This window comes from Proteiniphilum sp. X52, assembly GCF_003712195.1.
GTDB lineage: Bacteria > Bacteroidota > Bacteroidia > Bacteroidales > Dysgonomonadaceae > Proteiniphilum.
This window is the reverse complement of the sequence record NZ_RDSD01000001.1, coordinates 551,939-576,505: the sequence shown is the minus strand read 5'-3', so window position 1 is coordinate 576,505 and position 24,567 is coordinate 551,939. Positions and strand designations below refer to the sequence as shown.

Annotated in this window: 31 protein-coding genes; 3 read left to right on the top strand and 28 right to left on the bottom strand. The window is 47.6% G+C overall.

What is annotated here, in order from left to right; genetic code table 11:
• Positions 1 to 13 precede the first annotated feature (13 nt).
• The 25 genes from rplF to D7D25_RS02160 form a co-directional block, all read right to left on the bottom strand.
• Positions 14 to 568, bottom strand: coding sequence for a 50S ribosomal protein L6 (rplF, locus tag D7D25_RS02280; RefSeq protein WP_122967302.1), 555 nt, complete (start codon positions 566 to 568; stop codon positions 14 to 16).
• 17 nt (positions 569 to 585) lie between these two features.
• Positions 586 to 981, bottom strand: a complete 396-nt coding sequence (gene rpsH / locus D7D25_RS02275; RefSeq protein WP_026327665.1) for a 30S ribosomal protein S8 — start codon at positions 979 to 981, stop codon at positions 586 to 588.
• Between the two features lie 182 nt (positions 982 to 1,163).
• Positions 1,164 to 1,433, bottom strand: a complete 270-nt coding sequence (gene rpsN / locus D7D25_RS02270) for a 30S ribosomal protein S14 (RefSeq protein WP_122967301.1) — start codon at positions 1,431 to 1,433, stop codon at positions 1,164 to 1,166.
• A 161-nt stretch (positions 1,434 to 1,594) separates the two neighbouring features.
• Positions 1,595 to 2,164 carry a 50S ribosomal protein L5 gene (gene rplE / locus D7D25_RS02265; RefSeq protein WP_122967300.1) on the bottom strand — a complete coding sequence of 190 codons (570 nt, stop codon included), beginning with the start codon at positions 2,162 to 2,164 and terminating at the stop codon, positions 1,595 to 1,597.
• Positions 2,161 to 2,481, bottom strand: a complete 321-nt coding sequence (rplX, locus tag D7D25_RS02260) for a 50S ribosomal protein L24 (RefSeq protein WP_122967299.1) — start codon at positions 2,479 to 2,481, stop codon at positions 2,161 to 2,163. The genes rplE and rplX overlap by 4 nt, the downstream gene beginning before the upstream one ends.
• A 21-nt stretch (positions 2,482 to 2,502) precedes the next feature.
• Positions 2,503 to 2,868 (bottom strand): 50S ribosomal protein L14, encoded by a 366-nt coding sequence (gene rplN / locus D7D25_RS02255; RefSeq protein WP_122967298.1) that lies wholly within the window; start codon positions 2,866 to 2,868, stop codon positions 2,503 to 2,505.
• A gap of 1 nt (position 2,869) precedes the next feature.
• Complete coding sequence (gene rpsQ / locus D7D25_RS02250) at positions 2,870 to 3,127, bottom strand: 30S ribosomal protein S17 (protein WP_019541331.1); 258 nt, start codon at positions 3,125 to 3,127, stop codon at positions 2,870 to 2,872.
• A gap of 8 nt (positions 3,128 to 3,135) precedes the next feature.
• Positions 3,136 to 3,339, bottom strand: coding sequence for a 50S ribosomal protein L29 (gene rpmC, locus D7D25_RS02245; protein ID WP_122967297.1), 204 nt, complete (start codon positions 3,337 to 3,339; stop codon positions 3,136 to 3,138).
• Between the two features lie 6 nt (positions 3,340 to 3,345).
• Entirely contained in the window at positions 3,346 to 3,777 is a 432-nt protein-coding gene (rplP, locus tag D7D25_RS02240; protein WP_019541333.1) for a 50S ribosomal protein L16, read from the bottom strand.
• Between the two features lie 11 nt (positions 3,778 to 3,788).
• Entirely contained in the window at positions 3,789 to 4,544 is a 756-nt protein-coding gene (gene rpsC / locus D7D25_RS02235) for a 30S ribosomal protein S3 (RefSeq protein ID WP_122967296.1), read from the bottom strand.
• Positions 4,545 to 4,548: 4 nt separating this feature from the next.
• Complete coding sequence (gene rplV / locus D7D25_RS02230; RefSeq protein ID WP_122967295.1) at positions 4,549 to 4,962, bottom strand: 50S ribosomal protein L22; 414 nt, start codon at positions 4,960 to 4,962, stop codon at positions 4,549 to 4,551.
• A 38-nt stretch (positions 4,963 to 5,000) separates the two neighbouring features.
• Positions 5,001 to 5,270, bottom strand: a complete 270-nt coding sequence (rpsS, locus tag D7D25_RS02225; RefSeq protein WP_019541336.1) for a 30S ribosomal protein S19 — start codon at positions 5,268 to 5,270, stop codon at positions 5,001 to 5,003.
• 22 nt (positions 5,271 to 5,292) lie between these two features.
• Positions 5,293 to 6,120: a 50S ribosomal protein L2 gene (gene rplB, locus D7D25_RS02220; RefSeq protein ID WP_122967294.1), complete on the bottom strand. Its 828-nt coding sequence runs from the start codon at positions 6,118 to 6,120 to the stop codon at positions 5,293 to 5,295.
• A gap of 5 nt (positions 6,121 to 6,125) precedes the next feature.
• Positions 6,126 to 6,419, bottom strand: a complete 294-nt coding sequence (gene rplW / locus D7D25_RS02215) for a 50S ribosomal protein L23 (RefSeq protein ID WP_122967293.1) — start codon at positions 6,417 to 6,419, stop codon at positions 6,126 to 6,128.
• An 11-nt stretch (positions 6,420 to 6,430) separates the two neighbouring features.
• Positions 6,431 to 7,060 carry a 50S ribosomal protein L4 gene (gene rplD, locus D7D25_RS02210; RefSeq protein ID WP_122967292.1) on the bottom strand — a complete coding sequence of 210 codons (630 nt, stop codon included), beginning with the start codon at positions 7,058 to 7,060 and terminating at the stop codon, positions 6,431 to 6,433.
• Between the two features lies 1 nt (position 7,061).
• On the bottom strand, positions 7,062 to 7,679 hold the full coding sequence (gene rplC / locus D7D25_RS02205; RefSeq protein ID WP_019541340.1) for a 50S ribosomal protein L3: 618 nt from the start codon (positions 7,677 to 7,679) through the stop codon (positions 7,062 to 7,064).
• A gap of 120 nt (positions 7,680 to 7,799) precedes the next feature.
• Positions 7,800 to 8,105: a 30S ribosomal protein S10 gene (gene rpsJ, locus D7D25_RS02200; RefSeq protein WP_019541341.1), complete on the bottom strand. Its 306-nt coding sequence runs from the start codon at positions 8,103 to 8,105 to the stop codon at positions 7,800 to 7,802.
• Positions 8,106 to 8,201: 96 nt separating this feature from the next.
• Positions 8,202 to 10,331, bottom strand: coding sequence for an elongation factor G (gene fusA / locus D7D25_RS02195; protein WP_122967291.1), 2,130 nt, complete (start codon positions 10,329 to 10,331; stop codon positions 8,202 to 8,204).
• Between the two features lie 21 nt (positions 10,332 to 10,352).
• Positions 10,353 to 10,829: a 30S ribosomal protein S7 gene (rpsG, locus tag D7D25_RS02190; RefSeq protein WP_122967290.1), complete on the bottom strand. Its 477-nt coding sequence runs from the start codon at positions 10,827 to 10,829 to the stop codon at positions 10,353 to 10,355.
• Between the two features lie 126 nt (positions 10,830 to 10,955).
• Entirely contained in the window at positions 10,956 to 11,363 is a 408-nt protein-coding gene (rpsL, locus tag D7D25_RS02185) for a 30S ribosomal protein S12 (RefSeq protein ID WP_122967289.1), read from the bottom strand.
• A 381-nt stretch (positions 11,364 to 11,744) separates the two neighbouring features.
• Positions 11,745 to 12,239, bottom strand: a complete 495-nt coding sequence (locus D7D25_RS02180; protein ID WP_122967288.1) for a DUF4252 domain-containing protein — start codon at positions 12,237 to 12,239, stop codon at positions 11,745 to 11,747.
• Positions 12,240 to 12,246: 7 nt separating this feature from the next.
• Positions 12,247 to 12,795 carry a hypothetical protein gene (locus D7D25_RS02175; protein ID WP_122967287.1) on the bottom strand — a complete coding sequence of 183 codons (549 nt, stop codon included), beginning with the start codon at positions 12,793 to 12,795 and terminating at the stop codon, positions 12,247 to 12,249.
• Positions 12,785 to 13,303: an RNA polymerase sigma factor gene (locus D7D25_RS02170; RefSeq protein WP_122967286.1), complete on the bottom strand. Its 519-nt coding sequence runs from the start codon at positions 13,301 to 13,303 to the stop codon at positions 12,785 to 12,787. Before D7D25_RS02170 ends, D7D25_RS02175 begins: the two co-directional genes overlap by 11 nt.
• A gap of 122 nt (positions 13,304 to 13,425) precedes the next feature.
• The gene (locus D7D25_RS02165; RefSeq protein ID WP_122967285.1) at positions 13,426 to 14,511 is read right to left on the bottom strand and encodes a hypothetical protein; all 1,086 of its coding nucleotides are present in this window, start codon (positions 14,509 to 14,511) and stop codon (positions 13,426 to 13,428) included.
• A 483-nt stretch (positions 14,512 to 14,994) separates the two neighbouring features.
• Positions 14,995 to 17,172: a S9 family peptidase gene (locus D7D25_RS02160; protein WP_255417142.1), complete on the bottom strand. Its 2,178-nt coding sequence runs from the start codon at positions 17,170 to 17,172 to the stop codon at positions 14,995 to 14,997.
• Between the two features lie 486 nt (positions 17,173 to 17,658).
• Between D7D25_RS02160 and D7D25_RS02150 the strand changes: the two genes are divergently transcribed.
• The 3 genes from D7D25_RS02150 to D7D25_RS18420 all read left to right on the top strand — a co-directional run bounded on the left by D7D25_RS02150 (position 17,659) and on the right by D7D25_RS18420 (position 22,274).
• Positions 17,659 to 19,674 carry an OPT family oligopeptide transporter gene (locus D7D25_RS02150; RefSeq protein WP_122967283.1) on the top strand — a complete coding sequence of 672 codons (2,016 nt, stop codon included), beginning with the start codon at positions 17,659 to 17,661 and terminating at the stop codon, positions 19,672 to 19,674.
• Positions 19,675 to 19,902: 228 nt separating this feature from the next.
• Positions 19,903 to 22,122 (top strand): GH92 family glycosyl hydrolase, encoded by a 2,220-nt coding sequence (locus tag D7D25_RS02140; RefSeq protein WP_122967282.1) that lies wholly within the window; start codon positions 19,903 to 19,905, stop codon positions 22,120 to 22,122.
• 23 nt (positions 22,123 to 22,145) lie between these two features.
• The gene (locus D7D25_RS18420; RefSeq protein ID WP_255417141.1) at positions 22,146 to 22,274 is read left to right on the top strand and encodes a hypothetical protein; all 129 of its coding nucleotides are present in this window, start codon (positions 22,146 to 22,148) and stop codon (positions 22,272 to 22,274) included.
• Positions 22,275 to 22,293: 19 nt separating this feature from the next.
• Here the strand turns inward: D7D25_RS18420 and D7D25_RS02135 are convergent, their stop codons facing one another.
• From D7D25_RS02135 to D7D25_RS02125, 3 genes are all read right to left on the bottom strand, one after another.
• Positions 22,294 to 22,593, bottom strand: a complete 300-nt coding sequence (locus D7D25_RS02135) for a chaperone modulator CbpM (RefSeq protein ID WP_122967281.1) — start codon at positions 22,591 to 22,593, stop codon at positions 22,294 to 22,296.
• Positions 22,590 to 23,522 carry a DnaJ C-terminal domain-containing protein gene (locus D7D25_RS02130; protein WP_122967280.1) on the bottom strand — a complete coding sequence of 311 codons (933 nt, stop codon included), beginning with the start codon at positions 23,520 to 23,522 and terminating at the stop codon, positions 22,590 to 22,592. The genes D7D25_RS02135 and D7D25_RS02130 overlap by 4 nt, the downstream gene beginning before the upstream one ends.
• A 95-nt stretch (positions 23,523 to 23,617) precedes the next feature.
• Complete coding sequence (locus tag D7D25_RS02125) at positions 23,618 to 24,262, bottom strand: type 1 glutamine amidotransferase domain-containing protein (protein ID WP_221407945.1); 645 nt, start codon at positions 24,260 to 24,262, stop codon at positions 23,618 to 23,620.
• Between the last annotated feature and the right edge of the window lie 305 nt (positions 24,263 to 24,567).

The window sequence follows — 24,567 nt, the reverse complement described above, 5'->3', positions numbered from 1 at the left end:
TTCAGTTTACATGTTATTTGGATGCCGTCTTACCTGATTTACGACGTACCTGTTCACCCACAAAACGAACACCCTTGCCTTTGTAAGGTTCCGGTTTGCGGAATGAACGGATCTTGGCGCATACCTGACCCAGTAATTGTTTATCACAGGATTCCAGTATAATAAGCGGATTCTTGTTCCTTTCCATTTTGGTTTCCACCTTGATTTCATTGGGCAGTTGCAGGAAGATGCTGTGCGTATATCCCAATGACAACTCCAGCAGCTGACCGTTGTTGGATACACGATAACCAACACCCACTAGTTCCAGTTCCTTACGGAAACCTTCCGAAACACCAATCACCATGTTATTCAATAAAGAGCGGTAGAGACCGTGCAATGAGCGGCTTTCTTTCTCGTCGTCAGGACGTTCAATGGTCAGCACGCCATCATTCAATTCGATCTTCATGTTCCCACTCACAGGCTGACTCAGTTCCCCTTTGGGGCCTTTCAGCGTAATCACATTATCATCTCCAATGGTCACCGCAACTCCCGCGGGAAGCGTGATGGGTAATTTTCCTATTCTAGACATACTCTCTCTCCCTCAAATTAATAAACGAAACATAGAACTTCTCCGCCCACTTTCTGTTCGCGGGCTTCTTTATCGGTCATCACTCCATTTGAAGTTGACAGTATGGCGATACCCAAACCGTTGAGCACGCGCGGCATATCCTTATATCCCACGTATTTACGCAAACCGGGAGTTGAAACGCGTTCAAGTTTCTTGATTGCATTCACCTTGTTTACCGGATCGTATTTCAAAGCAATCATGATGCTGCCCTGGGGGCCGTCCTCCACGAACTTATAGTTCAGTATGTACCCCTTTTCGAAAAGTATCTTAGTGATATCTTTCTTTAAATTTGACGCGGGTATTTCCACCACTCTGTGCTTTGCCATGATGGCATTTCTTAGCCGCGTCAAATAATCTGCTATTGGATCTGTCATATATAAAAATTTAAATTGATCCCGACCGCCGGGACAATATTTAGTTACTCGCTTCGCTTCATCACCAATTACTAATTACCAATTTAAAGTCGTGATATCGTGAAATTTAAACTTCATTGTTTTAATTATCCACATTACTCCCATTGGCACATTAGTCACATTAGTCACATTGGCACATTAGTCTACCAACTCGCTTTCTTCACCCCTGGTATTAATCCTTTGGATGCCATTTCGCGGAACTGGATACGTGAGATGCCAAACTGGCGCATATATCCTTTGGGGCGTCCGGTGATCTTGCATCGGTTGTGCAAACGTACCGGTGAGGCATTCTTTGGTATGGATTGAAGCGCTTCGTAGTTACCCTCTGCCAGATATTTCTCTCTTTTCTCGGCATAACGGGCAACCATTTTGGCTCTCTTCACCTCTCGGGCTTTCATTGATTCTTTTGCCATTATCTATTGATTTTTTTCAAATTCATTTAGTGAATCGCTCGGCTATGGTACAGTTCAAGTAAATTGAGTTGTCTTCCGCGCTCGGCATAGCCAAAACTTGTTTTGGCTGTCTGCCCGCTTATCGAAAGCGTTCAAGTAAACTTGCCCTATGTTCACATGGCTTATTGCGATTTTTGTGCATTTTTAAACGGTAATCCGAATTCTCTGAGAAGGGCATATCCCTCCTCGTCGGTAGCAGCACTGGTGACGAATGTAATATTCATGCCCAGTAAACGGGTAATATTGTCGATGTTGATTTCCGGGAAGATGATTTGCTCCTGGATACCCAACGTGTAATTACCTCTTCCGTCGAGTTTGGCGTCGATCCCTTTGAAGTCACGGATACGGGGCAATGCCACACGCACCAGTCTTTCGAGGAATTCGTACATCTTATCGTGACGCAGGGTTACCCGCACGCCGATAGGCATTTTTTTACGCAGCTTGAAATTCGAGATGTCTTTACGGGACACAGTGGCTACCGCTTTCTGTCCGGTAATGGCGGTCAGTTCGTTGATAGCCGTTTCGATGATCTTCTTGTCGGCCACTGCGATTCCCAATCCTTGGTTGATTACTATCTTCTCCAGTCTGGGAGCCTGCATCACGGAGGTGTAGTTGAATTCTTTCACCAGCGCGGGGACAATACGCTCTTTATAATCTTTCTTTAAGCTTACTTCGTATGTTGTAGTACTCATTTAATCTCCTCCCCAGATTTTTTAGCGTAACGAACCAATTTGCCTTTACTGTTTTCTTTCCGTCCAACGCGGGTAGGTTTACCGGTTTTAGGATCTAGCGGGTTCAGGTTTGAGATGTGCACCGATGCCTCTTTCTTCTCAATCCCTCCGTTCGGATTCTGGGCGTTGGGTTTGGTATGTTTCGACACCATGTTTACTCCCTCCACCACGGCGCGGTTCTTTTTGACCAGGACCTCAAGCACGCGGCCGGTCTTTCCTTTGTCATCGCCGGAGTTGACGTAAACCGTATCGCCTTTCTTTATATGTAATTTACTCATTGCCTGTGATTGATTAATAGATTATAATACTTCGGGAGCCAAGGAAACGATCTTCATGTTCGTCGCGCGCAACTCGCGGGCAACCGGGCCGAAAATACGGCTGGCCCTCAACTCACCGGCATTGTTCAAAAGAACGCAGGCATTGTCGTCGAAGCGGATATATGAGCCGTCGGCACGACGTATCTCTTTCTTCGTACGAACGATGATCGCTTTTGATACAGCGCCTTTCTTAATATCACTCGAAGGGATTGTGCTCTTGATAGCTACAACAATCACATCCCCCACCGATGCATAACGTCTTCGGGTACCACCCAGCACACGGATACAGAGCGCTTCTTTGGCTCCGCTGTTGTCGGTTACTGTTAATCTTGATTCTTGTTGTATCATCTTACTTAGCCCTTTCCATTACTTCAACCACTCTCCATCTCTTTGTTTTGCTCAAAGGACGGGTTTCCATTATACGGACCGTATCACCGATGTTACAGTCGTTCTTCTCGTCATGGGCGTGAAATTTCTTCGTTTTATTAACGAACTTCCCATATATAGGGTGTTTCTCTTTCCATTTTACAGCAACAGTGACGGTTTTATCCATCTTGTTGCTGAAAACGACCCCGATTCTTTCTTTCCTTAAATTTCTCGTTTCCATTCTCTCATTTATTGATCATTTTTCAACTCTCTTGCACGCAACTCGGTATGGATACGGGCAATGTTCCTGCGCTTCTCCTTTAACGAGCCTGAATTGTCGAGAGGAGTAATGGCGTGGCTGACCCGCAACTGCGTGAGCGCGATCACTTCAGCATCCAACCTTTCCTTCAGGTCTTTATCGGATAATTCTTTTAATTCTTCTAGTTTCTTCATCTCGGCTTACGATTTTTGCTCATAATTATAATCTCTTCTCACCACAAATTTAGTGGTAACCGGCAATTTCTGAGCCGCTAAACGCAAAGCCTCCTTTGCCACTTCGAAAGGAACACCTTCTATTTCAAAGAGGATTCTTCCGGGAGTAACAGGCGCCACGTATCCTTCAGGATTACCTTTACCTTTACCCATACGCACTTCGGCAGGCTTTTTGGTGATAGGCTTATCGGGGAAAATACGTACCCAAACCTGTCCCTGACGCTGCATATAACGCGTCACAGCGATACGCGCGGCTTCAATCTGGCGTCCGGTAATCCATTTCGATTGCAGTGATTTTATCCCGAAAGAGCCAAACGCCAGCTGGTTGCCCCGTCCGGCATTGCCTTTCATGCGGCCTTTCTGCTGTCTTCTGAATTTTGTTTTCTTTGGCTGTAACATATTTTCTTCAATTAAGCATTGTTTTTATTTCTTCTGCGCCTGCCGCCCCTGCCGCCTCCCTCGGGACGGTTGCCGCCACGGTTACCACCGCCATTGGGGCGGTTCTCCTTGGAAGTGGCGAATGAAGGCGCGAGGTCTTTCTTGCCATATATTTCACCACGGCAGATCCATACTTTAATCCCGATCAGTCCCACCTTGGTGAGCGCTTCGGCCTGTGCATAATCGATGTCGGCGCGGAAAGTGTGGAGAGGAGTTCTTCCTTCCTTGTACATTTCCGAACGGGCCATTTCAGCTCCATTCAACCGGCCCGACACCTGAATTTTGATCCCTTCGGCTCCCATACGCATGGTGGAAGCGATGGCCATCTTCACGGCACGGCGGTAAGCGATCTTGCCTTCGATCTGGCGCGCCACGTTGTTGGCAACGATTACCGCGTCGAGTTCAGGTTTCTTGATCTCAAATATATTGATCTGGATATCTTTATCGGTGATCTTCATCAATTCCTCCTTCAATTTGTCGACTTCCTGGCCTCCTTTACCGATAATGATACCGGGGCGGGCCGTGCAAATTGTGATCGTGACCAGTTTCAACGTCCTCTCAATCACGATGCGGGATACACTTGCTTTGGCGAGACGGGTGTTCAAATATTGACGGATCTTGCTATCTTCCAGCAAAATATCGCCATAATTATTTCCGCCGTACCAGTTAGAGTCCCATCCCTTGATGATCCCCAAACGATTTGCTATCGGATTTACTTTTTGTCCCATCTTCTTAGTTTTGTTCTTGTTCTTCTTTCTTGAATGTATCTACCACAATCGTCACGTGATTGGAGCGTTTGCGAATCCTGTATCCGCGTCCCTGCGGTGCAGGACGAAGTCTCTTCAGCGTGGCGCCTTCATCCACGGATATGGTCTTAATATAAAGTTCGCCGGTTTCGGCTTTACGTTCGTTCTTCTGTTCCCAGTTAGCGATGGCCGAGAGCAACAGTTTCTCAACCTTGGCCGATGCCTCTTTGTTGGAGAATTTCAAAACGCCCAGTGCCTTAAACACTTCCATTCCGCGCACCATATCTGCCACATAACGCATTTTACGGGGCGAGCTGGGAACGTTCCTCAACACCGCGAAAGAAACCTCTTTACGCTCTTGTTTTCTTTGTTCGGCTGATATTCTTTTTCTAGCACTCATCTCTTTTTCTGTTTTTTATTTCGTTAAGCGCCCCGATCTTATTTCTTGCGGTTGCCTGCATGGCCGCGGAACGTGCGGGTCACAGCAAATTCGCCAAGCTTATGTCCCACCATATTTTCCGTGATATACACAGGAATGAATTTGTTCCCGTTGTGTACGGCAATGGTGTGTCCCACAAAATCAGGTGATATCATCGAAGCGCGCGCCCAGGTCTTGATGACGGTTTTCTTACCGCTCTCATTCATGGCGTTCACTTTTTTCTCTAATTTCAGATTGATATACGGGCCCTTCTTTAATGATCTGCTCATAGTTGTTTATTAATTAATCAGATTACTTCTTTTTTCTTCTCTCTACGATGTATTTCGAAGAATGTTTTTTAGGCGCTCTTGTTTTCAAGCCCTTTGAATATAAGCCTTTGGCTGATCTGGGATGGCCTCCCGACGCGCGACCTTCGCCACCACCCATCGGGTGGTCGACCGGGTTTTTCACCACACCGCGGGTGCGGGGACGACGTCCGAGCCAACGAGAACGACCGGCTTTACCTGATTGTTCCAGAGCATGGTCCGAATTACCAACACTTCCAATAGTAGCTTTGCATGCCGACAAAATTTTGCGAACTTCGCCGGAAGGCATTTTGATAATGGCGTAATTCTCTTCACGAGATACCAATTGAGCAAATGTCCCGGCAGAGCGTGCCATCTTTGCCCCTTGTCCCGGACGCAATTCAATGTTATGAATTACCGTACCGATGGGAATCACCGACAAGGGAAGCGCATTTCCCACTTCAGGAGCCGCTGACGGCCCCGACATCACTGAGGTCCCTACTTCAAGGCCGTTGGGCGCGAGGATATACGTTTTCACTCCGTCGGCATAATAGAGCAACGCGATGCGTGCCGAACGGTTGGGATCGTACTCTATGCTTTTTACTACGGCGGGGATACCATCTTTTGTTCTCTTGAAGTCGATAATCCTGAAACGCCTCTTGTGTCCGCCACCAATATACCCCACGGTCATCTTACCCTGGTTATTGCGGCCGCCCGACGCTCTCTTACCAACCACAAGAGATTTCTCCGGCACACTTGCAGTGATCTTTTCAAATGAACCGATAATCTTGTGTCTTTGCCCCGGTGTTGTGGGCTTTAATTTACGTATTGCCATTCCTTTTATATATTGCTGAATAAATCGATTGTTTCACCTTTCTTCAAGGTGACGATTGCTTTTTTGTACGACGGAGTACGTCCCTGCACAACGCCTGACTTTGTATAGCGGCTCCTCAACTTACCATCATACCTCATCGTATTCACGCTTTCCACGTGTACGTTGTAAAGCGCTTCAACGGCATTTTTAATTTCAACCTTATTAGCAGAAGGCTCCACAATAAAACCGTAACGGTTTTCGAATTTATCCGTCAATGCGGTTTGTTTCTCTGTGAATATGGGTTTTACTATTACACTCATCTCTATTCTCCTTATGCTTTAAACAGGTTATCAATTACAGCTACCGATGACTCCATCATCACCAGACTGGCGCAATCCATAATTTTATATGTATTTATGTCAGAGGCTGTTATCACATTGATACCGCTCAAATTTCGAGCCGACAAATATACATTTTTATTTTGATTCGGCAAAACGAAAAGTAGCTTTTTATCAGCGAGTTGCAGATTTTTTGTCAACTCTACAAACTGCTTGGTCTTAGGGGTATCGAAAGCAAAATCCTCCACCACCACAATGGCGTTGTTTTTCGCTTTCAGTGAAAGGGCCGATTTACGCGCCAATGCCTTCACTTTTTTGTTTACCTTGAAGCTGTAATCGCGTGGTTTGGGACCAAACACGCGGCCTCCACCCACCAGCAGGGGCGATTTGACATCACCGCGGCGTGCCCCGCCGCTCCCCTTCTGACGGATTAGTTTACGTGTGCTTCCTGTAATTTCGCTTCTCTCTTTCGACTTATGCGTACCCTGACGCCGGTTGGCCATGTATTGCTTTACATCCAACCAGATAACATGATCATTGGGTTCAATCCCGAAAATGGAATCGTCGAGTGTCACCTTCTTGTCCGTTACCTCTCCTTTGATATTATATACGCTTAATTCCATCTTATTTCTCTATTGCTACGATTGAACCTTTACTTCCCGGGATAGAACCTTTTATGAGCAAAAGATTGTGTTCGGGAATTACTTTGATTACCTGCAGGTTCTGAACGGTCACCCGTTCGTTACCCATCTGTCCGGCCATACGGGTTCCCTTGAATACTTTCGCGGGATAAGAACATGCCCCGATTGACCCGGGGGCGCGTAACCTGTTGTGCTGGCCGTGAGTCGACTGGCCCACACCACCGAAACCGTGGCGTTTGACGACTCCCTGGAATCCTTTGCCTTTCGATTTCCCGATCACGTCTACATAAACGGTATCATTGAAAAGATCTACTTTGATCTCGGATCCGGCTTTGTACTCGTTTCCAAAACCTTTGAACTCGGCCAAGTGTCTCTTGGGGCTTACTCCGGCTTTCTTGAAATGCCCTTTCTCAGCGTTGGGGGTATGCTTGTCTTTCTTGTCTTCAAACCCCAGCTGAATAGCATCATAACCGTCTTTTTCAACGGTCTTCACCTGAGTCACCACGCAAGGACCTGCTTCGATAACAGTGCATGGGATATTTTTCCCCTCGGCACTGAAAACGGATGTCATTCCGATTTTTCTTCCTAATAATCCTGGCATTTCTCTCGTTTTTTTAATTTTAGATTCAAGAACCAAGATGCAAGATTCAAGCTAGATGCAAGATTTATATCTTCCTTCTTTCGTCTTGGCTCTTAGTTCTTTTGTCTTGTGTCTATTTTATCATACTTTAATCTCTACTTCCACACCACTGGGTAACTCAAGCTTCATCAGGGCATCCACGGTTTTAGCCGTGGAGCTGTAAATATCGATGAGTCTCTTGAAAGAGGCCAGTTCGAACTGCTCACGCGATTTCTTGTTTACGAACGTGGAGCGGTTCACAGTAAAAATACGCTTGTGCGTCGGCAACGGAATTGGACCACTCACCACTGCACCCGTAGCTTTTACGGTTTTTACGATCTTTTCGGCGGATTTGTCCACCAGGCTGTAATCGTAAGATTTCAGTTTAATTCTGATTTTTTGGCTCATAAAATATTTTCAATTACATTAGTCGTTTTCTCGCCATGGCATAGTCGAAACAAGTTTGTCCTCTGCCCATTTAGCTTCACGAAACCGTTCAATAAATTACTTAATCAAATCCACACGGCCTTTCACTTCCGTCAACACCTGTCTTGCGATGGAAGAAGAGACTTCTTCGAAATGGGAGAACGACATGGTAGACGTGGCACGTCCCGAGGTGATGGTACGTAAAGAGGTTACGTAACCGAACATTTCAGAGAGCGGCGTTTTGGCTTTCACCACACGTGCTCCGGAACGGTTCGATTCCATTCCTTCCACTTGTCCGCGACGCTTGTTCAGGTCGGAGATCACATCTCCCATGCTTTCTTCGGGAGTCACCACCTCCACTTTCATGATCGGCTCGAGCAATACCGGACCCGCTTTTTCCGCTGCTGACTTGAAAGCCTGCATAGCACAGATCTCGAACGAGAGCTGGTCGGAGTCCACCGGGTGGTACGAACCGTCGATCACCGTCACTTTCAGTTTATCCAACGCGTAACCGGCGAGCACACCGTTTTTCATTGCACGCTGGAACCCTTTCTGGATAGAGGGGATATATTCTTTCGGGATGTTACCACCCTTCACCTCATCGACAAACTGTAACTCGCCTTCGAAATCCTTGTCGACCGGTTCCACACGCACGATCATATCGGCGTATTTACCCCGGCCACCGGTCTGTTTCTTGTAGGTTTCACGCAATTCGACCGGTTTGGTGATGGCTTCCTTGTAAGAGACCTGCGGACGCCCCTGGTTGGCTTCTACCTTGAACTCACGTTTCAAACGGTCGATGATGATCTCCAAGTGGAGCTCACCCATCCCTGAGATCACGGTCTGTCCCGTATCTTCATCGGTTTTCACAGTGAAGGTGGGATCTTCTTCCGCCAGCTTAGCCAGCCCGGTGGAGAGTTTATCCAAATCCTTTTGGGTTTTGGGTTCCACCGCGATACCGATCACCGGATCCGGAAAATCGATCGCTTCCAGGATAATGGGGTGATTTTCGTCGCAAAGGGTATCTCCGGTGCGGATATCTTTGAACCCCACACCAGCTCCGATATCTCCGGTTCCGATAAAGTCCTTGGGATTCTGTTTGTTGGAATGCATCTGGAAGAGACGTGAGATACGCTCTTTCTTGCCGGAACGGGTGTTATAGACATATGAACCGGCATCGAGTTCCCCCGAATAAACGCGGAAGAAGCAGAGACGGCCCACATAGGGGTCTGTGGCAATCTTGAATGCCAAAGCACACATCGGTTCCGACGGGTCGGGATGGCGTACCAGTTCTTTGTCCGGATCTCTCGGATCGGAACCGGTGATAGCTTCTGTATCGATGGGGCTGGGCAGGTAAGCACAAACAGCATCGAGCAGTGTCTGTACCCCCTTGTTCTTGAAGGATGATCCGCAAATCATGGGATTGATCTGCATTGCCAGCGTGCCTTTACGGATGGCCGCCCTGATCTCATCTTCTGTAATGGTGGAAGGATCGTCGAAGTATTTCTCCATCAACTGGTCGTCGCACTCTGCAATGGTTTCAAGCATCTTCTCGCGCCATTCGTTGGCTTCATCCAGCAAATCGGCGGGAATATCCACCACATCGTAGTCGGCTCCCATAGTTTCATCGTGCCAGTAGAGCGCTTTCATGGTGACCAGGTCAACCACTCCCTTGAAAGTCTCTTCGGCTCCGATAGGTATCTGGATGGGACACGCCGTGGCACCCAACATCTCTTTTACCTGACGTACCACGTCGAAGAAATTAGCGCCCGAACGGTCCATCTTGTTGACGTAACCCACACGGGGCACCTTATATTTGTCTGCCTGACGCCACACTGTCTCCGACTGCGGTTCCACGCCGCCTACGGCGCAAAAGGCAGCAACCGCCCCGTCGAGCACGCGCAACGAACGTTCCACCTCTACGGTGAAGTCGACGTGTCCCGGGGTGTCAATCAGATTGATTTTATATGTTTTGTCGTCATATTTCCAGCTCGTGGTGGTAGCAGCAGAAGTAATGGTGATGCCGCGCTCCTGCTCCTGCTCCATCCAGTCCATGGTCGCGGCACCGTCATGCACCTCCCCGATCTTATGCGTCAATCCCGTATAAAACAGGATACGCTCGGAGGTGGTAGTCTTGCCGGCATCGATGTGAGCCATGATACCAATGTTACGAGTGAATTGTAATGCTTCTTTTGAACCCTTAGCCATCTTTTTTACCTTCTATCTAAATTAAAATCTGAAATGGGCAAAAGCACGGTTCGCCTCTGCCATTCTGTGCATATCTTCTTTGCGTTTGTAAGCACCGCCCTGGCTGTTGTAAGCATCCACAATTTCGGCAGCCAACTTGTCAGCCATTGTCTTTCCTCCTCTTTTGCGAGCATAAAGAATGAGGTTTTTCATTGACACGGATTCTTTTCTATCCGGCCTGATTTCAGTGGGAACCTGGAATGTAGCTCCGCCCACACGGCGTGACTTTACTTCCACTTGGGGGGTTATATTATCGAGCGCGGCTTTCCAAATCTCGAGAGCCGGTTTTTCCTCGTTAGGCAATTTAGCCTTTACTGTATCCAATGCGGAATAGAAAATATCATAAGAGATACTTTTCTTACCGTCATACATAAGGTGGTTAACAAACTTTGTCACCCTTATATCACCATACACAGGATCAGGAAGGACCTGTCTTTTTTTAGGTTTAGTTTTTCTCATTGCTTAAAAAATTTGTGTTGTTTGGTTGCCTTTGCAAAGTCTTCAACAAATTCCTCCGAATTTATTTACTCAACCCTTCATAAAATAGCGTATTCCAAAAATTCAACAGCGATTCCACATTTTTAATTATTTTTTCTTACCTGCTACCGCGGGTTTGGCGCCGGGTTTAGGCCGTTTTGCCCCGTATTTCGATCTCCTCTGGGTACGGCCGCTTACCCCGGCAGTATCCAAAGTGCCACGCACAATGTGATAACGCACCCCCGGAAGGTCCTTCACACGTCCTCCACGCACCAGCACGATAGAGTGCTCCTGCAGGTTGTGTCCTTCTCCCGGGATGTACGCGTTCACTTCCTTCGAGTTGGTCAAACGCACGCGAGCCACCTTTCTCATTGCTGAATTCGGCTTCTTCGGAGTGGTGGTATACACTCTCACACAAACGCCGCGACGTTGCGGACATGAGTCCAAAGCGGGCGATTTGCTTTTCTCCGTAAGGGTGGCACGTCCTTTTCTTACTAATTGTTGAATTGTAGGCATCTTCTGCTTTCTTTTATCTTTTTCAGTTTTTTAATAATTAACTGTCTCACTTATCTTTCACGCTATGGATAAAATATTAACACCCTGATTATCATTCAATAACCATTTCCTTCACATGAAAAACGGCACAAAATTACAAATAATCAATCAGATGTGCAAGTGTTTCTCTATGTTTTTGAAAAAATCGGATCATTTTTTCGGCCTCCCTTTTTACCGGCAAAGGGGTATATAGCAACAGGCAGCTAAACTCACGCTCGGCTGCCTGCTCATCGTTTAAATATAAAAAAGAAAAAAGTTATTTTAAAAAGACCACTAATGTATGTTTAAAAACAGGAACATTTTTTGAGTGATTCTTCGCCCATTCCACCAATGGTCTGACCGTCAGGGCAATTGCTGTCCGTCCCGGAGCGATCCTGACAGTTTGGATATGGAATCGAAATTGATCTTTCCTGAAACCGTAATGATAGAGAGTTTTCTGTCACTGTCGAGTAAAATGAGGATAAGATCCTGTTTTTCCTCACCCTGCCTCTTCACCCAAACAGAGATTTTCGATCCAATTTCGCTGAGCGAGACAACTTCCTCATAATCCCTGAATGATTCTTTGATCAGTTCATTTGCTTTCTTAAAGTAGTATTTAGAATCCTCTACATTGTCGGAGCTTATTATACGAATGCTGTTCAACTCTTTGAACGTATTCTTTAACTCCTCATCATCGGTGTTGGCCGCCATTCTGTCAAGCATCGCCTTACCGATGTTCACATTGTTTAACAGTCTCTCCTCCTCAGCGCATCTCTCCATGAATACCGACACGAAATTATCGGCCAGGAGGGCAGTCGGGAGAAGGAGGGAAAACAACATCACCATGGCTATTCTCATACATTATTTACCTTTCTGATTTTACACTATCCGTTTCAACGGGATTGTTATTGTTTAACGAGTCGATGGCAGTCCAATCAATATCCAGATCATCGATGAAATGAATCGTTTCCATCGATACTGTTTCGCTTTTGCGCAACGCGTGCGATAATTTTTCCAGGGCATAAGTGGCCTGCCGCATCGCCGCATTGGGATCTTCGAATGTTTCCACAAAGTGCGGCCGGTTATCCTGCTTCGAAATAAAGTAGAAACTTATTCCCATCCCCACCACAAGTAAAACTGAGACCGCGATACGCAACAGGGGTTTAAAAATACGAATAGTGACATACCGCTGCTTTGCTTCCGCCTCGATGGCATTCTGCAATCTTTCACTGAAGTCGTCGCTCAATGTGATCGATTGCTCGTCTCTTATATAGGAGAAAAGCGGAATGTACTGCCGAAGTTCTTCAGGCACATTGCCCTCGGAGAAAAAAAATTGTAACTCTTTCTCTTCCCGCACCGATGTTTCGCAACTCCAGTATTTTTCCAATAGCTTATGTAACTTTTCAGTATCCATCTTTGTGATATGCCGATAACATTTCTTTCATTTTTTGTCTTGCCCTGTGAAGGCTTATTTTCACCAGATCCTCACTGATAGCGAGCGCTTCAGCTATCTCCCGGTAACTCATCCCTTCGATTTCCCTAAGTGTGAAAACCAACCGTTGATTTTCCGAAAGCGTCTCGATGCAGTGATCTATGGCCGAGCGCTGCTCTTTTCTCACCATTTCGTTGTGGGGAGAACGGTTATCAACGAAAACCAGATTCTCCTTTTCGGGATCGATCACCCCGGTTTTTCGGACAGCCATGGAGGCCAACCTGTCGAGCGCCGTATTCTTGGTGACCCTGAAACAGTAAGCTTCAAGATTCTCTATATAACTCCATTCGGCCCGTTTACTCCATAGTTTCAGGAGCACATCCTGCAAAATATCTTCGGCTTCGGCCTGTTCTCTTACAATGCCATATGCAAGCCTGAAGAGTTTGTCCTTCAGGGGAAGGATGACGGTATGGAAAGAATCAATGTTCATTGTATAATGACGGGTGAGGAACCAAAAAGTTACACTCCAGGGTGAAATATTTTACAGGCGCAATGACAATCCTCACCGCTTGAAGCCATATCACACTGTTCATAAGTGAGTTATCACCACGACTACTCTTGCTTACTGTTATTCAAGAATTGGTGTGCCAGCAGCACCGTGTTTTTCAGGTATTCATATTCCAATTCGAAACACTCGGAGAAAATTTCGGTACCCATATTATCTTCAATCTGCGAAGTTGTCCATAATTTTCCTCCTTGCAGGCGCAGGCTGTTGAAAACCGCTTCATCTTCAATAACGGACACATAGAGAAATACAAGGCGTTTGGTTACTTCATTTTCAAATGTGTATTTCAACAAAAAACGCAGAGGGATATCATTACCGCCGCATTCTCTTCTGATACTGTTCCGCAAAGTTTCATCCACTTCGTGGTTGAACTGCATATATTTCTCAAAGGGATAATCGAGCTTTCCGGGATTCAACAGCCGATCCTGATCCCGCGCCTGGAGGTAAATTCTTCCTTTGTAGATCAACGCCACGCGAACCACCGGATGCATGAATTTATTCTTCAGGCCTTTGGTGATCGATTTCGCCACTTTTCCGGTCACATCTCCCTTTTCCGTCACCACAGGCAACCACTCTTCCTGAAACAATTTTTTATCTAAGATATACAACCTGGCAGTCTCCATGATCATAATCATCAGCATTATAACCTGGCACACCACCACCATAGCCACACTACTCACGAAGCGGATCTCCGCGGCATCAAACAGGTAAAATGCCAGCACCAGGAGAAGATGGATCGATAATCCGTATTGCGCCTGGAAAGCCACTCTCAGTGACTCTTTCAGGTAATTCTTCAACATCGGGTTACGACCTTTGGCTACCCGGGTAAGGATTTTCCCTCTGGAAAGTCGCATAACGATAAGGGATATCACAAAAATGATTTCCACAATCGCAAACCGGTTAAATACCGGTAATTTCGGGAAAACGGTAAAAGAAAACAACAGCGCAATGGCAAATGTAATAATGGAAATATCATAGATAAGCCGGCTATACTTCTTCACCGCGATGTATCCCGCCACAGACAATGCCAACGCGACTCCTGTCGCAATACGGGAGTCCGCATACAACACGAGGATTGAAAAAATGAACATCGACATAAGTCCGAATGCCGGATTCTTTAATATTCTCTGCATAATGAACCATAAACCGAACCATCTTTTGCAGGTTTTGGCACGCTACAAAAGATAAAATCAACCCGCAAAATTCCTTGATAAATAACGCCTATCTCACACACCCTTTCTCGCAATACTCCTTTTAATAACAATAAAACGGCTTTTTTGTTTAGACTTAAAAACGTTACCGGATAGTGATGAACCATCCGGCAACAAATCATAGCATTGACGATTGTTTCATCGTCATTATTGAGATAGTGATGAACCATCCGGCAACAAATCGCTGAAAATTAAGAAGCTGTTTTGATTTTTTTCATCCATCGTTTTTCAGCCATTTTTTGATGGATTTGGTTTTCATTGATTGAAATGTGGCGGGCCACTTAAAAGAAATGAAAGTTCAAAGGCGCGAAAAAGGGCAAAAAACCAAGATGAAAGAGTGGAAAAATAAGCGTGAAATAATTACTCGTAAAATTCAAAACAGTTTCTTAGAAAAGGAGGTGGAATTTATCGCAGATTCCGTTTGAAATGATCGATCACCTTTTCATAAAGATATTTCCTTGTATTTTCGCCTCTGATAAAATGGTCCTTATCAGGAAAGAAGAACATGTCGAAATGTTTGCCCGCTTCGATCAACACACGCGCATATTCAACGGAGTTCTGGAAATGCACATTATCGTCGGCCGTACCGTGTATCAGTAACAAGTTGCCTTCCAATCGGCCCGCAAGGGCAATGGGCGATCCATTATCGTATCCCTGGTTGTTCTGCTGTGGTGTACGCATAAACCGCTCGGTATAGATGGAATCATAAAAGCGATAGTCGGTTACCGGTGCTATGGCCACCCCAGCTTTGAAGATACCGTTTCCACGGCTCATACTCATCAGGACGTTATATCCTCCATAGCTCCATCCCCAGATACCGACACCCTTTCCATCAATATAAGGCAATGAGGCGAGGTGACGGGCCGCGGCAATCTGATCGTCCGACTCCTTCACACCCAAGTTCATATAGGTACTCTTACGGAATGCTTCACCCCGCGCGCCTGTCCCACGCCCGTCGACACAAGCCACCACAACGCCTTCGTTGAGCAACGCGTAATACCAGTCGGCATTATACCGGTCCAGGACTTGTTGTGAATTGGGACCACTATACTGGATCATCACTACCGGGTATTTCCGGGTGGGATCAAAATTATAGGGTTTCAATATCCATCCGTTCAGGCGGGTTATACCGTCGGCTGCAGTCACGGTAATATATTCTCTCCGGGGGAATTGGGCGGAAGCCACCTTGGCACGGACTGACTGGTTGTCTTCCAATACCCGCAATTGCTTTCCGTTTCCATCGTATAAGGCAATCACCGTAGGCGTTTCGGCATCCGACCAGCGGTTCACAAAATACTTACCCTGCCCGCTGAAGGAGGCGCTGTTATATCCCGGCTGCTGTGACAATTTCTGTGGTTGTCCCTTATTGATATTCACCTTATATATGTTGCGTCTTATAGGCGACTCATCGGCTGCCTCATAGAAAACCGTTTCGGTTTGCTCATCCACAGCCAGAAGTGCCGTCACGTCGTAGTTACCAACCGTCAGTTGTTTTTGCAACGTACCCGAGAGGCCGTAAATATAAATATGACTATAACCATCTTTCTCAGACACGTAAGTAAAACGGTCTTTTAAGAAATGGATCGAATTGAGCCACTCCGAATCGACATAATAGTTGCTTTCTTCCCTCAACACCAGTTTAGAGACGGTGGAGCGGGGACTTGTAAAATACATGTCGAATCGGTTTTGATCCCTGTTGAGTGTCATCACCGCCAGTTGACCGGGATCGTGAGTGAACTTTATCCTGGGTATATAACCGCTTTCCTCCAGGGGCACATCCAAAGTGCGAGTGGTACGCGCCTCTATGTCGAATACCCGGCACTCTACTGTGGAATTGGTTTCTCCCGCCTTGGGATATTTAAATCGATAAAAATCGGGATACAACTGTTTATTAAAAGTCTGGAAAGAGAATTCCTTCACCGCCGACTCGTCAGTACGCACAAAGGCCAACAGACGATTATCTGGCGAAAACTCCATCAGCCGGGTTGTGCCGAACTCCTCCTCATACACCCAGTCGGTCGCTCCATTCATCACTTTGTTCGTCTCTCCGTCTCTTGTCACCCGCGATTCGGTATCGAAGTCGAACTTTGTGAGCCAGATATCATTCTCTATCACATATGCCACCATTTTGCCGTCGGGAGAGAAAGTGGGGATCATTTGTTTGGAGGGATGCTCCGAGAGCCTCCTGACCATGTTGCGGCGTACGTCATGATAGTAATAGTCGGCACGGAAAGAGTGGCGATATACCTGTTCCCGATCCCGATACACCAGCACCCGGGTTTCATCGGGACTTACCAAAAAACCCTGAAAGCTGTCAAAAGCGCAGTTCCGCGCCCTACGTGTATTAAACAGGGTGTCGACCGCTTCGCCGGTAGCGTATGCATATTTAATCACCGCCGTGTGTTGCGGATCGGCCTGGTAAAAATGCGTCCCGTCTTGCGACGACACCATCTCCCTTATACCGCGGGGTGTAAATTCACCACCCAACAGGCTTTCCAGCGTGTAGCGCTGCGCCGATGCCGTCACAACACTCGCCATCGCAATAGTTATTGTCACTATAACCTTAAAAAGAAATTTTCCCATCGATTTGTGTTATTATTAGTCAACTTTCGCAAGTGGCATGATTACAACTAAAACCCTCGCCTGACGATGTTTTGTGCCCCATGACCGCTCTCATTCACTAACGCTCATCTCGAGCCATGGGCTCCCCACGAAACATCCAAAGGCCTCAGCTTTAGCTGGATACATTTCAAACTCACACGCGAAACTTGAATGATTATAGTTTAAATCCTTCTCAATCTCGACAAAGTTACGAAAATAGGAGCTTCTTTTACATATTTTTTTGTATTTTCGGCAAAAATTTTGGCGAATATTATTCATATTGGCGCGTTTAACCACGCCCCACTGTGTTGAATTAACAATCGACATGGTCAAAATGGGCGTAACCGACAGTTGTTTGTCTCATGATCATGAGTCACTACTTCCCGAAAAATCGGGACAAGTTCCTGAAGATCGGGACAAGTTATCCCGACTTATCGGCATTGGCATATTAATAGACTGAATAAATATATGGAATTAGAAGAAAAGAAAATTACGGAATTGCCCGAGAACGCGTATCGTGAGCTAAAACCGGGAGAAGAGTACAAATCTGTACTTCCACCAGACAGGCCGGTAACGGAAGTAACACCTTGGTCAATAGGTATGGGATTATTAATGGCGATCATCTTTTCGGCCGCGGCAGCCTATTCGGGCCTGAAGATCGGCCAGGTTTTCGAGGCAGCCATCCCCATCTCCATCATTGCCGTGGGCGCATCGGCGGCATTCCGCAGAAAGAATGCACTGGGGCAAAATGTCATTATCCAGTCAATCGGCGCATCGTCAGGCGTGATTGTGGCCGGAGCAGTCTTTACTATCCCGGGGCTTTATATCCTGCAAGCCAAATATCCCGAAATTCAGATCAACTTCTGGCAAATCTTTTTTTCATCGCTGTTAGGAGGCTTCCTGGGAATTCTTTTCCTTATCCCCTTCCGTAAATATTTCGTGAAGGATATGCATGGGAAATTGCCTTTCCCCGAAGCCACGGCAACTACCGAGATCCTGATGACCGGGGAGAAGGGTGGCAACAAGGCGAAATTGCTGATCACCAGTGGGCTCATCGGAGGATTATTCGATTTCTGTTTCTCCGCCTTCCGTCTCTGGAGCGAGGAGATCACCACACGCGTTATTCCTGCCGGCGCCATGATGGCCGAACGGTTCAAGATGGTACTCAAATTCAACGTAAGCGCCCTGATCTTCAGCTTCGGCTACCTAGTTGGACTACGATATGCCCTGATCATCACCGTGGGTTCGCTACTCTCCTGGCTGGTACTGATTCCACTGGTAAACGAGATCGGAGCGTTGACGGCTGCCATGGGCGGGGGTGTCAATCCGTTCGCGACGATGTCGGCCGAAGCGATCTTTGCCGAATATGTGCGTCCGATAGGTATCGGCGCCATCGCGATGGCGGGTATCATCGGGATCATCAAATCGGCCGGCGTGATCGGCGGCGCGTTTAAGCTGGCAGTCGGCAAGAAAGTGGCTACCGGCACAGGGGCCAGTGAAGCAAAGCGTTCGGGCCGGGATCTGAAAATGTCCTTCGTGATGGTATTCCTGTTCTTCACGCTTGTCGCCGTATTCATCTTTCTGCTCATCGGCGTGAAGATCACACTCGCACAAGCTATCGTGGCACTGATCACCATCACCGTTATCTCATTCCTGTTCACCACCGTGGCTGCCAATGCCATTGCCATTGTGGGTACAAACCCCGTATCGGGAATGACGCTGATGACCTTGATCCTCTCATCGGTGATCCTTGTTGCCGTGGGATTGGAAGGCTGGCAGGGAATGGTGAGCGGACTGATCATCGGAGGTATCGTCTGTACCGCACTCTCCATGGCAGGCGGTTTTGTCACCGACCTGAAGATCGGCTACTGGATTGGCACTACCCCCGCAAAACAGGAATCATACAAGTTCCTCGGGACATTGGTTTCGGCGGCGACCGTGGGAGCAGTGATTTTTATCCTGAACGAGGCATACGGCTTTGTGGCCACGCCTGAACATACCAACCCGATGGTGGCCCCGCAGGCCAACGCCATGGCCGCCATCATAGAACCGCTGATGGCAGGAAGTGGCGTCAGCTGGATGCTCCTGGGGATCGGCGCGGTGATCGCCATACTCGTGAACTGGCTCGGTGTGTCACCCCTGGCATTCGCACTCGGCATGTTCATCCCCCTCCAACTGAATACCCCCCTTGTCGTGGGTGGATTACTCAACCACTGGATCAACAAAAAAGGTGCTGACAAGCAGTTGACAAATGCCCGCCACCAGCGCGCTATCCTGATCTCTTCCGGATTCATAGCGGGCGCGGCACTCTTCGGCGTTTTGGGCGCCCTGATCATATTTATCACCGGCGACGGCAATGCACTCAACTTCAACCTGTGGAGCGACCCTCAGGGAACAGGTGCCCAGATTGTGGCGCTCTTCGCTTTCCTCGGACTGATTGCCTACTTTATCTGGGAAACCAGACGGGCAAAGAGGGAGGACTGATTGATGCGGTGATGTGAAGGTGTGGTGATAGGACATGATGATTTCTCAATGTGCCAATCTCCGATGAATCGGGACAAGGAGTGACTATCGTGATTAATTGAGAAATTGTAAGTTAATGATTCCACAATTGGTAATTGGTAATTGGTAATTGGTAATTGGTAATTGGTAATTAGTAATTAGTAATTGGTAATTGGTAATTAAAAATTGTAATTTATAATTGATAGACAAATGACAAGATTTTTACGAGAAGTAAAACCCATCCTGCTTGCTGTAATTGTAATTCCGGCGATTTCCTGTATACCTAAACAGCAAAGCGATACTGAAAAAGATTTCACTCAATATGTAAATCCCTTTATAGGGACAGCCTTCACGGGACATACTTTCCCCGGCGCGACCTACCCGTTGGGCATGATGCAGCCGGGGCCGGAGACGGGCAATTTCTCCTGGGAATACTGCTCCGGCTATTTCTACGACGATGAGCGCATCAACGGCTTTTCGCAGAACAGGCTGAACGGCACGGGATGCGTCGACCTGGGCGACCTGCTGATGCAGCCTTTCTCCGGCGAGAAACGCGGCGACCTGAGCAGCAGTTTCGACAAGGCTACGGAAAAAGCTTCCCCCGGTTACTATGCGGTGGAGCTGGCCGATAACGAAGTAGCTGTGGAAATCACCACCGCCCCGCATGTGGCATTCCACCGCTATACTTTTGCCGAAGACAAACCGGCGAATCTGTTGGCCGACTTTCAAAGCGGCCTGGTATGGACGAAAGATAAACTCTTCACCCACGTGCTCGATAATGGGGTCACCATCGAAAACGACCGGCTCATTACCGGCTATACCCGCCGCACCGAATGGGTGGAACGCACTTACTATTTCGCCATCGAATTCGACAAGCCGATCATCTTCTCTGAACAACTCGAGCCGCGGGATCCACGGGAAAAGGCGCCCCGCTATATCCTTACCTTCGACATGCAGGACGGCACTACCCTGCAAATGAAGATCGCCATGTCCACCACAAGCGTCGAGGGTGCAAAGAAAAACCTCGCGGCAGAAGCAAGCGGATGGGATTTCGACGCAGTGCGCCGGGAGGCCAAAAAGGCCTGGAACAGCTATCTTTCAAGGGTGGAGATAGAGGGTACGGAGGACGACAAGGTCAATTTCTACACCTCGCTCTACCACCTCTATATCCAACCCAACAACATTGCCGATGTGGATGGACGTTATGTAGGGCCCAGCCGCGAGATCACACTCTCGCCCACCGGGAAATTCCACTCCACCCTCTCACAGTGGGACACCTTCCGCGCGGCTTTCCCCATGTACACCATCCTTAGCCCGGAGATTGTCTCTGACTTGGTAAATTCCATGGTCGACTACAGCGGACAAAAAGGGCATCTCCCCATCTGGGCGCTGATGGGACAGGAGACCTACACTATGATCAGCAACCACTCCATCTCCATGATCGTGGATGCTTATCTCAAAGGTTTTGACGGGTTCGACGCGGAGAAAGCCTACCGGGAGATCAAAAGATCGATCACCGAAAGCAAGCACTACAAATCGGACTGGGAAATCTACGACCAATACGGTTACTATCCCTACGACCTTGTCAAAGTAGAATCGGTTTCCCGCACGCTCGAATGCGGATTCAGCGACTATGCCGCCGCACAGATGGCAAAAAAGTTAGGAAAAACGGAAGATTATGAATTCTTTATGAAACGGGCCGGATATTACAGGAACCTGTTCGACAAAGAAACCAACGCCATGCGCCCCAAAGACTCCAAAGGCGAATGGCTCTCTCCTTTCGACCCTTATGCGCTGGCGCACGCCGATTCCCACATCGGGGGCCATTACACGGAAGGCAACGCCCTGCAATATACATGGCATGTGTTACAGGATATCGCGGGACTCATTAAACTGATGGGCGGCAAAGAGGCTGCGGGAAAAGTGCTCGATTACCTCTTCAACACCACCCAGGAAACCACCGGTCAACTTTCCGACGTGACTGGCCTTATCGGTCAATACGCCCATGGCAACGAACCGAGCCACCACGTGGCTTATATCTACTCTTATCTCGACAGGCCGGAAGAAACCCAGCGGCTGATACGCCGGATCACCACCGATTTCTACCGGAACAAACCGGACGGGCTGATCGGGAACGACGACTGCGGACAGATGTCGGCATGGTATATGTTCTCCGCGATGGGATTCTATCCCATGAATCCGGTGAGCGGCGAACTGGTCATCGGCGCGCCGCAGATTCCCAAAGCGACCATCAATGTGGGCAACGGGAAATACTTCGTCATGGAGGCGAAAAATCTTTCGAAGGAGAATCTATATGTCGAAAAGATAGAACTCAACGGTCAGCCTTACGATAAGAAATTCATCACATACGATGATATCATCAACGGCGGCACATTGGTGTTTTACATGACAAACAGCCCGAAAAAATAGAAGAAAACGAGCATTCTCTTTAGATGCATACACCTATTGAGCCGCTAACAGGTTCTCCTAAAATAAACAAAGAGACGCATGACTATCCCGCGTCTCACTACGCGCAGGCAAGGGTAATCCGTTACGGTACTGGGAGCATGCCCTCACCGTAGGGGTGGATGGCCTCAACCGTCATGGCTGCAAAGCCTTGTAAAAATGCAATTCGTTTTGAAGCTGTTCTATCTCTGATTGCAACAAGCGTACCCTATCCAGCATATGGCGAAGCGCGTCAATACCTGGCACATTGATATCCATCTCGTAATGCCACCGGATAAATTGCTCCAGATCGGAGAGGTCGTCGTATTCTATGAACCGGTCGTCCTCCTGACCGGTCACATGAATCAACCCCACATCCCGCAGCGATTCAATGAATGATTCTTCTATCTCGTAGATTCTCAGACATTCGCTGTAAAGTAATCTGTTTCCACTCATTGTTTCCTGATTTTTGATAATTGGGTGAATAGTTCTTTCTCTTTATCCGAGAGATGTTCAGGCAGACGCACCTTCAACGTCACGTATAAATCGCCAGACCGCCCCTCTTTCTTATACAGGGGAAACCCTTTGCCTCTCAGCCGTAGTTTGGCATTGGGCTGGGTTCCGGGCTTAATGGTCATTTTCACCTGCCCTTCGAGCGTATCGATCATTGTTTCGCCCCCAAGCACCGCTGTGTAGAGGTCGATCACGGCATCGGCATACAAGTCGTCCCCAAGCCGTTTAAAAGCAGGGTCATCCTCAATGATAAAAGTGATGTAGAGGTCACCGTTCGGGCCACCGTTGACGCCGGGTTGACCGTATCCGGCCAGTTTGATCTTCTGCCCGTCAGCCACTCCCGCAGGAATCGTGATACGTACATTTTTCCCATTGATCGACAATGTCTGCTGATGTGTGCGCATGGCTTGACGAAGTGTCAGGCGCAATTCCGCCTGATAGTCCGCACCTTTGAACCTGTTACTTCTGCCGCCACCGCTTTGCCTTCTGCTAAACCCGCTGCCGAACATAGAGTGGAAAAAGTCGGAAAAATCGTCGTCCGAAAAATCTCCTTCGGTATAGAAAGTCTGTCCCCCCTGGCTGCTCCACTGTTGTTGCCGGCTACTTTGCTGCCGGTGCTGCTGTTGTGCTTTCTCATACTCTTCGCCGTGCTTCCAGTTCTCACCGTACTTATCATACTTGGCGCGTTTCTCCGGATCACTCAGCACTTCATTGGCTTCATTGAGCTCCTGAAACTTCTTTTGGGCTTCCTTGTCGTTTGGGTTCAGGTCGGGATGCAACTTGCGCGCCAATTTGCGGTAAGCTTTCTTGATATCTTCGGCCGATGCATTCTTATCGACACCCAGTATTTTATAATAATCAATATATGGCATTTTTTCATGTATTGAAAAACAGCCCTACCCCTAAATCACGGTTTGCCGTGACCGGCATAAAGCTGTTTTTAACGCTAAACTAAGATAGGAACAAGTCAGCGAGCCTTCTTGACCGCTTCCTCAATAGCTTTACTGAATACCGGCAGATCGCCCGGCACCCTCGATGTGATCAGGTTGCCATCTATTACCAGTGCTTCGTCCACATATTTCGCGCCGGCTTCCTCCAATTCACCGCGGATAGATCCCACAGCCGTGGCGGTTACATCCTGAAGCACTCCTGCTGTAGCCAATACCTGTGGGCCGTGACAGATAGCCGCCACCGGCTTCCCTGAGAGGAAGAAGTTCTTGGCAAACTCCACCACTTCCGGCTCTTCCCTCAGCGCAGCAGGTGCTTTTCCCCCGGGCAGTACCAGCGCGTCAAATTCATCGATGGTCACCTCTCCCACTGTTTTTTGCACCACTATTTCAAAATCGCTGTTATAGGCTTTCACCCGTCCCGTTTCAGGGCCTATCACCGTAACATCCATATCTTTGTTTTCCAGATAACCGATCGGCATAAAAGCCTCGGCATCCTGAAATCCCTCGGTAAGCAATACTGCCACCTGGGGGCGATTCATTGCTTGCGCGTCCGGCACGATCACTTCCGGTCGTCTCTCCCCACTACTCCCTCCTCCACCACATCCGGCTGCAAACAATACAATGCTCAACATACAAAACGCGTTTAAAATGATTCTCTTCATAACGACATAACTTTTATGGGTTTGAAAATAATCATACAATTGAAATTATCAAATCCATTTACCTTTCTCTCTACAATCAAACAAATACCAATTACAAGATTAACAACTGTTTTTCCGATATTGTTCACTCTTTTTGATTATCAATCAATTCTTCTATCGTATATGATTTCTTAATGGAATTATAATGCTACCCGGCCCCGAAGGAGGTCATTCCTTCAACCAATTTACGGGTATGAGCAGGGGGTGGATTATGGTTTTGAACTGAACCATACATTGTTTTGTTATTTTCAGTATGTGGACGTACA

Coding starts and splice junctions, on each gene's coding strand:
- rpsG (WP_122967290.1), bottom strand. CDS start 10,829: ATGAGAAAAACTAAACCTAAAAAAAGACAGGTCCTTCCTGATCCTGTG.
- rplW (WP_122967293.1), bottom strand. CDS start 6,419: ATGAGTGTAATAGTAAAACCCATATTCACAGAGAAACAAACCGCATTG.
- rplN (WP_122967298.1), bottom strand. CDS start 2,868: ATGATACAACAAGAATCAAGATTAACAGTAACCGACAACAGCGGAGCC.
- D7D25_RS02160 (WP_255417142.1), bottom strand. CDS start 17,172: ATGGGAAAATTTCTTTTTAAGGTTATAGTGACAATAACTATTGCGATG.
- rpmC (WP_122967297.1), bottom strand. CDS start 3,339: ATGAAGAAACTAGAAGAATTAAAAGAATTATCCGATAAAGACCTGAAG.
- rplE (WP_122967300.1), bottom strand. CDS start 2,164: ATGAGTACTACAACATACGAAGTAAGCTTAAAGAAAGATTATAAAGAG.
- rplD (WP_122967292.1), bottom strand. CDS start 7,060: ATGGAATTAAGCGTATATAATATCAAAGGAGAGGTAACGGACAAGAAG.
- rpsN (WP_122967301.1), bottom strand. CDS start 1,433: ATGGCAAAAGAATCAATGAAAGCCCGAGAGGTGAAGAGAGCCAAAATG.
- rpsQ (WP_019541331.1), bottom strand. CDS start 3,127: ATGGAAACGAGAAATTTAAGGAAAGAAAGAATCGGGGTCGTTTTCAGC.
- D7D25_RS02170 (WP_122967286.1), bottom strand. CDS start 13,303: ATGAACATTGATTCTTTCCATACCGTCATCCTTCCCCTGAAGGACAAA.
- rpsS (WP_019541336.1), bottom strand. CDS start 5,270: ATGAGCAGATCATTAAAGAAGGGCCCGTATATCAATCTGAAATTAGAG.
- rplC (WP_019541340.1), bottom strand. CDS start 7,679: ATGCCAGGATTATTAGGAAGAAAAATCGGAATGACATCCGTTTTCAGT.
- D7D25_RS02130 (WP_122967280.1), bottom strand. CDS start 23,522: ATGCCATATATTGATTATTATAAAATACTGGGTGTCGATAAGAATGCA.
- D7D25_RS02165 (WP_122967285.1), bottom strand. CDS start 14,511: ATGCAGAGAATATTAAAGAATCCGGCATTCGGACTTATGTCGATGTTC.
- D7D25_RS02180 (WP_122967288.1), bottom strand. CDS start 12,239: ATGAGAATAGCCATGGTGATGTTGTTTTCCCTCCTTCTCCCGACTGCC.
- D7D25_RS02135 (WP_122967281.1), bottom strand. CDS start 22,593: ATGAGTGGAAACAGATTACTTTACAGCGAATGTCTGAGAATCTACGAG.
- rplF (WP_122967302.1), bottom strand. CDS start 568: ATGTCTAGAATAGGAAAATTACCCATCACGCTTCCCGCGGGAGTTGCG.
- rplP (WP_019541333.1), bottom strand. CDS start 3,777: ATGTTACAGCCAAAGAAAACAAAATTCAGAAGACAGCAGAAAGGCCGC.
- rplX (WP_122967299.1), bottom strand. CDS start 2,481: ATGAGTAAATTACATATAAAGAAAGGCGATACGGTTTACGTCAACTCC.
- rpsC (WP_122967296.1), bottom strand. CDS start 4,544: ATGGGACAAAAAGTAAATCCGATAGCAAATCGTTTGGGGATCATCAAG.
- D7D25_RS18420 (WP_255417141.1), top strand. CDS start 22,146: ATGCATACACCTATTGAGCCGCTAACAGGTTCTCCTAAAATAAACAAA.
- D7D25_RS02140 (WP_122967282.1), top strand. CDS start 19,903: ATGACAAGATTTTTACGAGAAGTAAAACCCATCCTGCTTGCTGTAATT.
- rplV (WP_122967295.1), bottom strand. CDS start 4,962: ATGAGTGCTAGAAAAAGAATATCAGCCGAACAAAGAAAACAAGAGCGT.
- rplB (WP_122967294.1), bottom strand. CDS start 6,120: ATGGCAATACGTAAATTAAAGCCCACAACACCGGGGCAAAGACACAAG.
- fusA (WP_122967291.1), bottom strand. CDS start 10,331: ATGGCTAAGGGTTCAAAAGAAGCATTACAATTCACTCGTAACATTGGT.
- D7D25_RS02175 (WP_122967287.1), bottom strand. CDS start 12,795: ATGGATACTGAAAAGTTACATAAGCTATTGGAAAAATACTGGAGTTGC.
- rpsH (WP_026327665.1), bottom strand. CDS start 981: ATGACAGATCCAATAGCAGATTATTTGACGCGGCTAAGAAATGCCATC.
- rpsJ (WP_019541341.1), bottom strand. CDS start 8,105: ATGAGCCAAAAAATCAGAATTAAACTGAAATCTTACGATTACAGCCTG.
- D7D25_RS02150 (WP_122967283.1), top strand. CDS start 17,659: ATGGAATTAGAAGAAAAGAAAATTACGGAATTGCCCGAGAACGCGTAT.
- D7D25_RS02125 (WP_221407945.1), bottom strand. CDS start 24,262: ATGAAGAGAATCATTTTAAACGCGTTTTGTATGTTGAGCATTGTATTG.
- rpsL (WP_122967289.1), bottom strand. CDS start 11,363: ATGCCTACAATTCAACAATTAGTAAGAAAAGGACGTGCCACCCTTACG.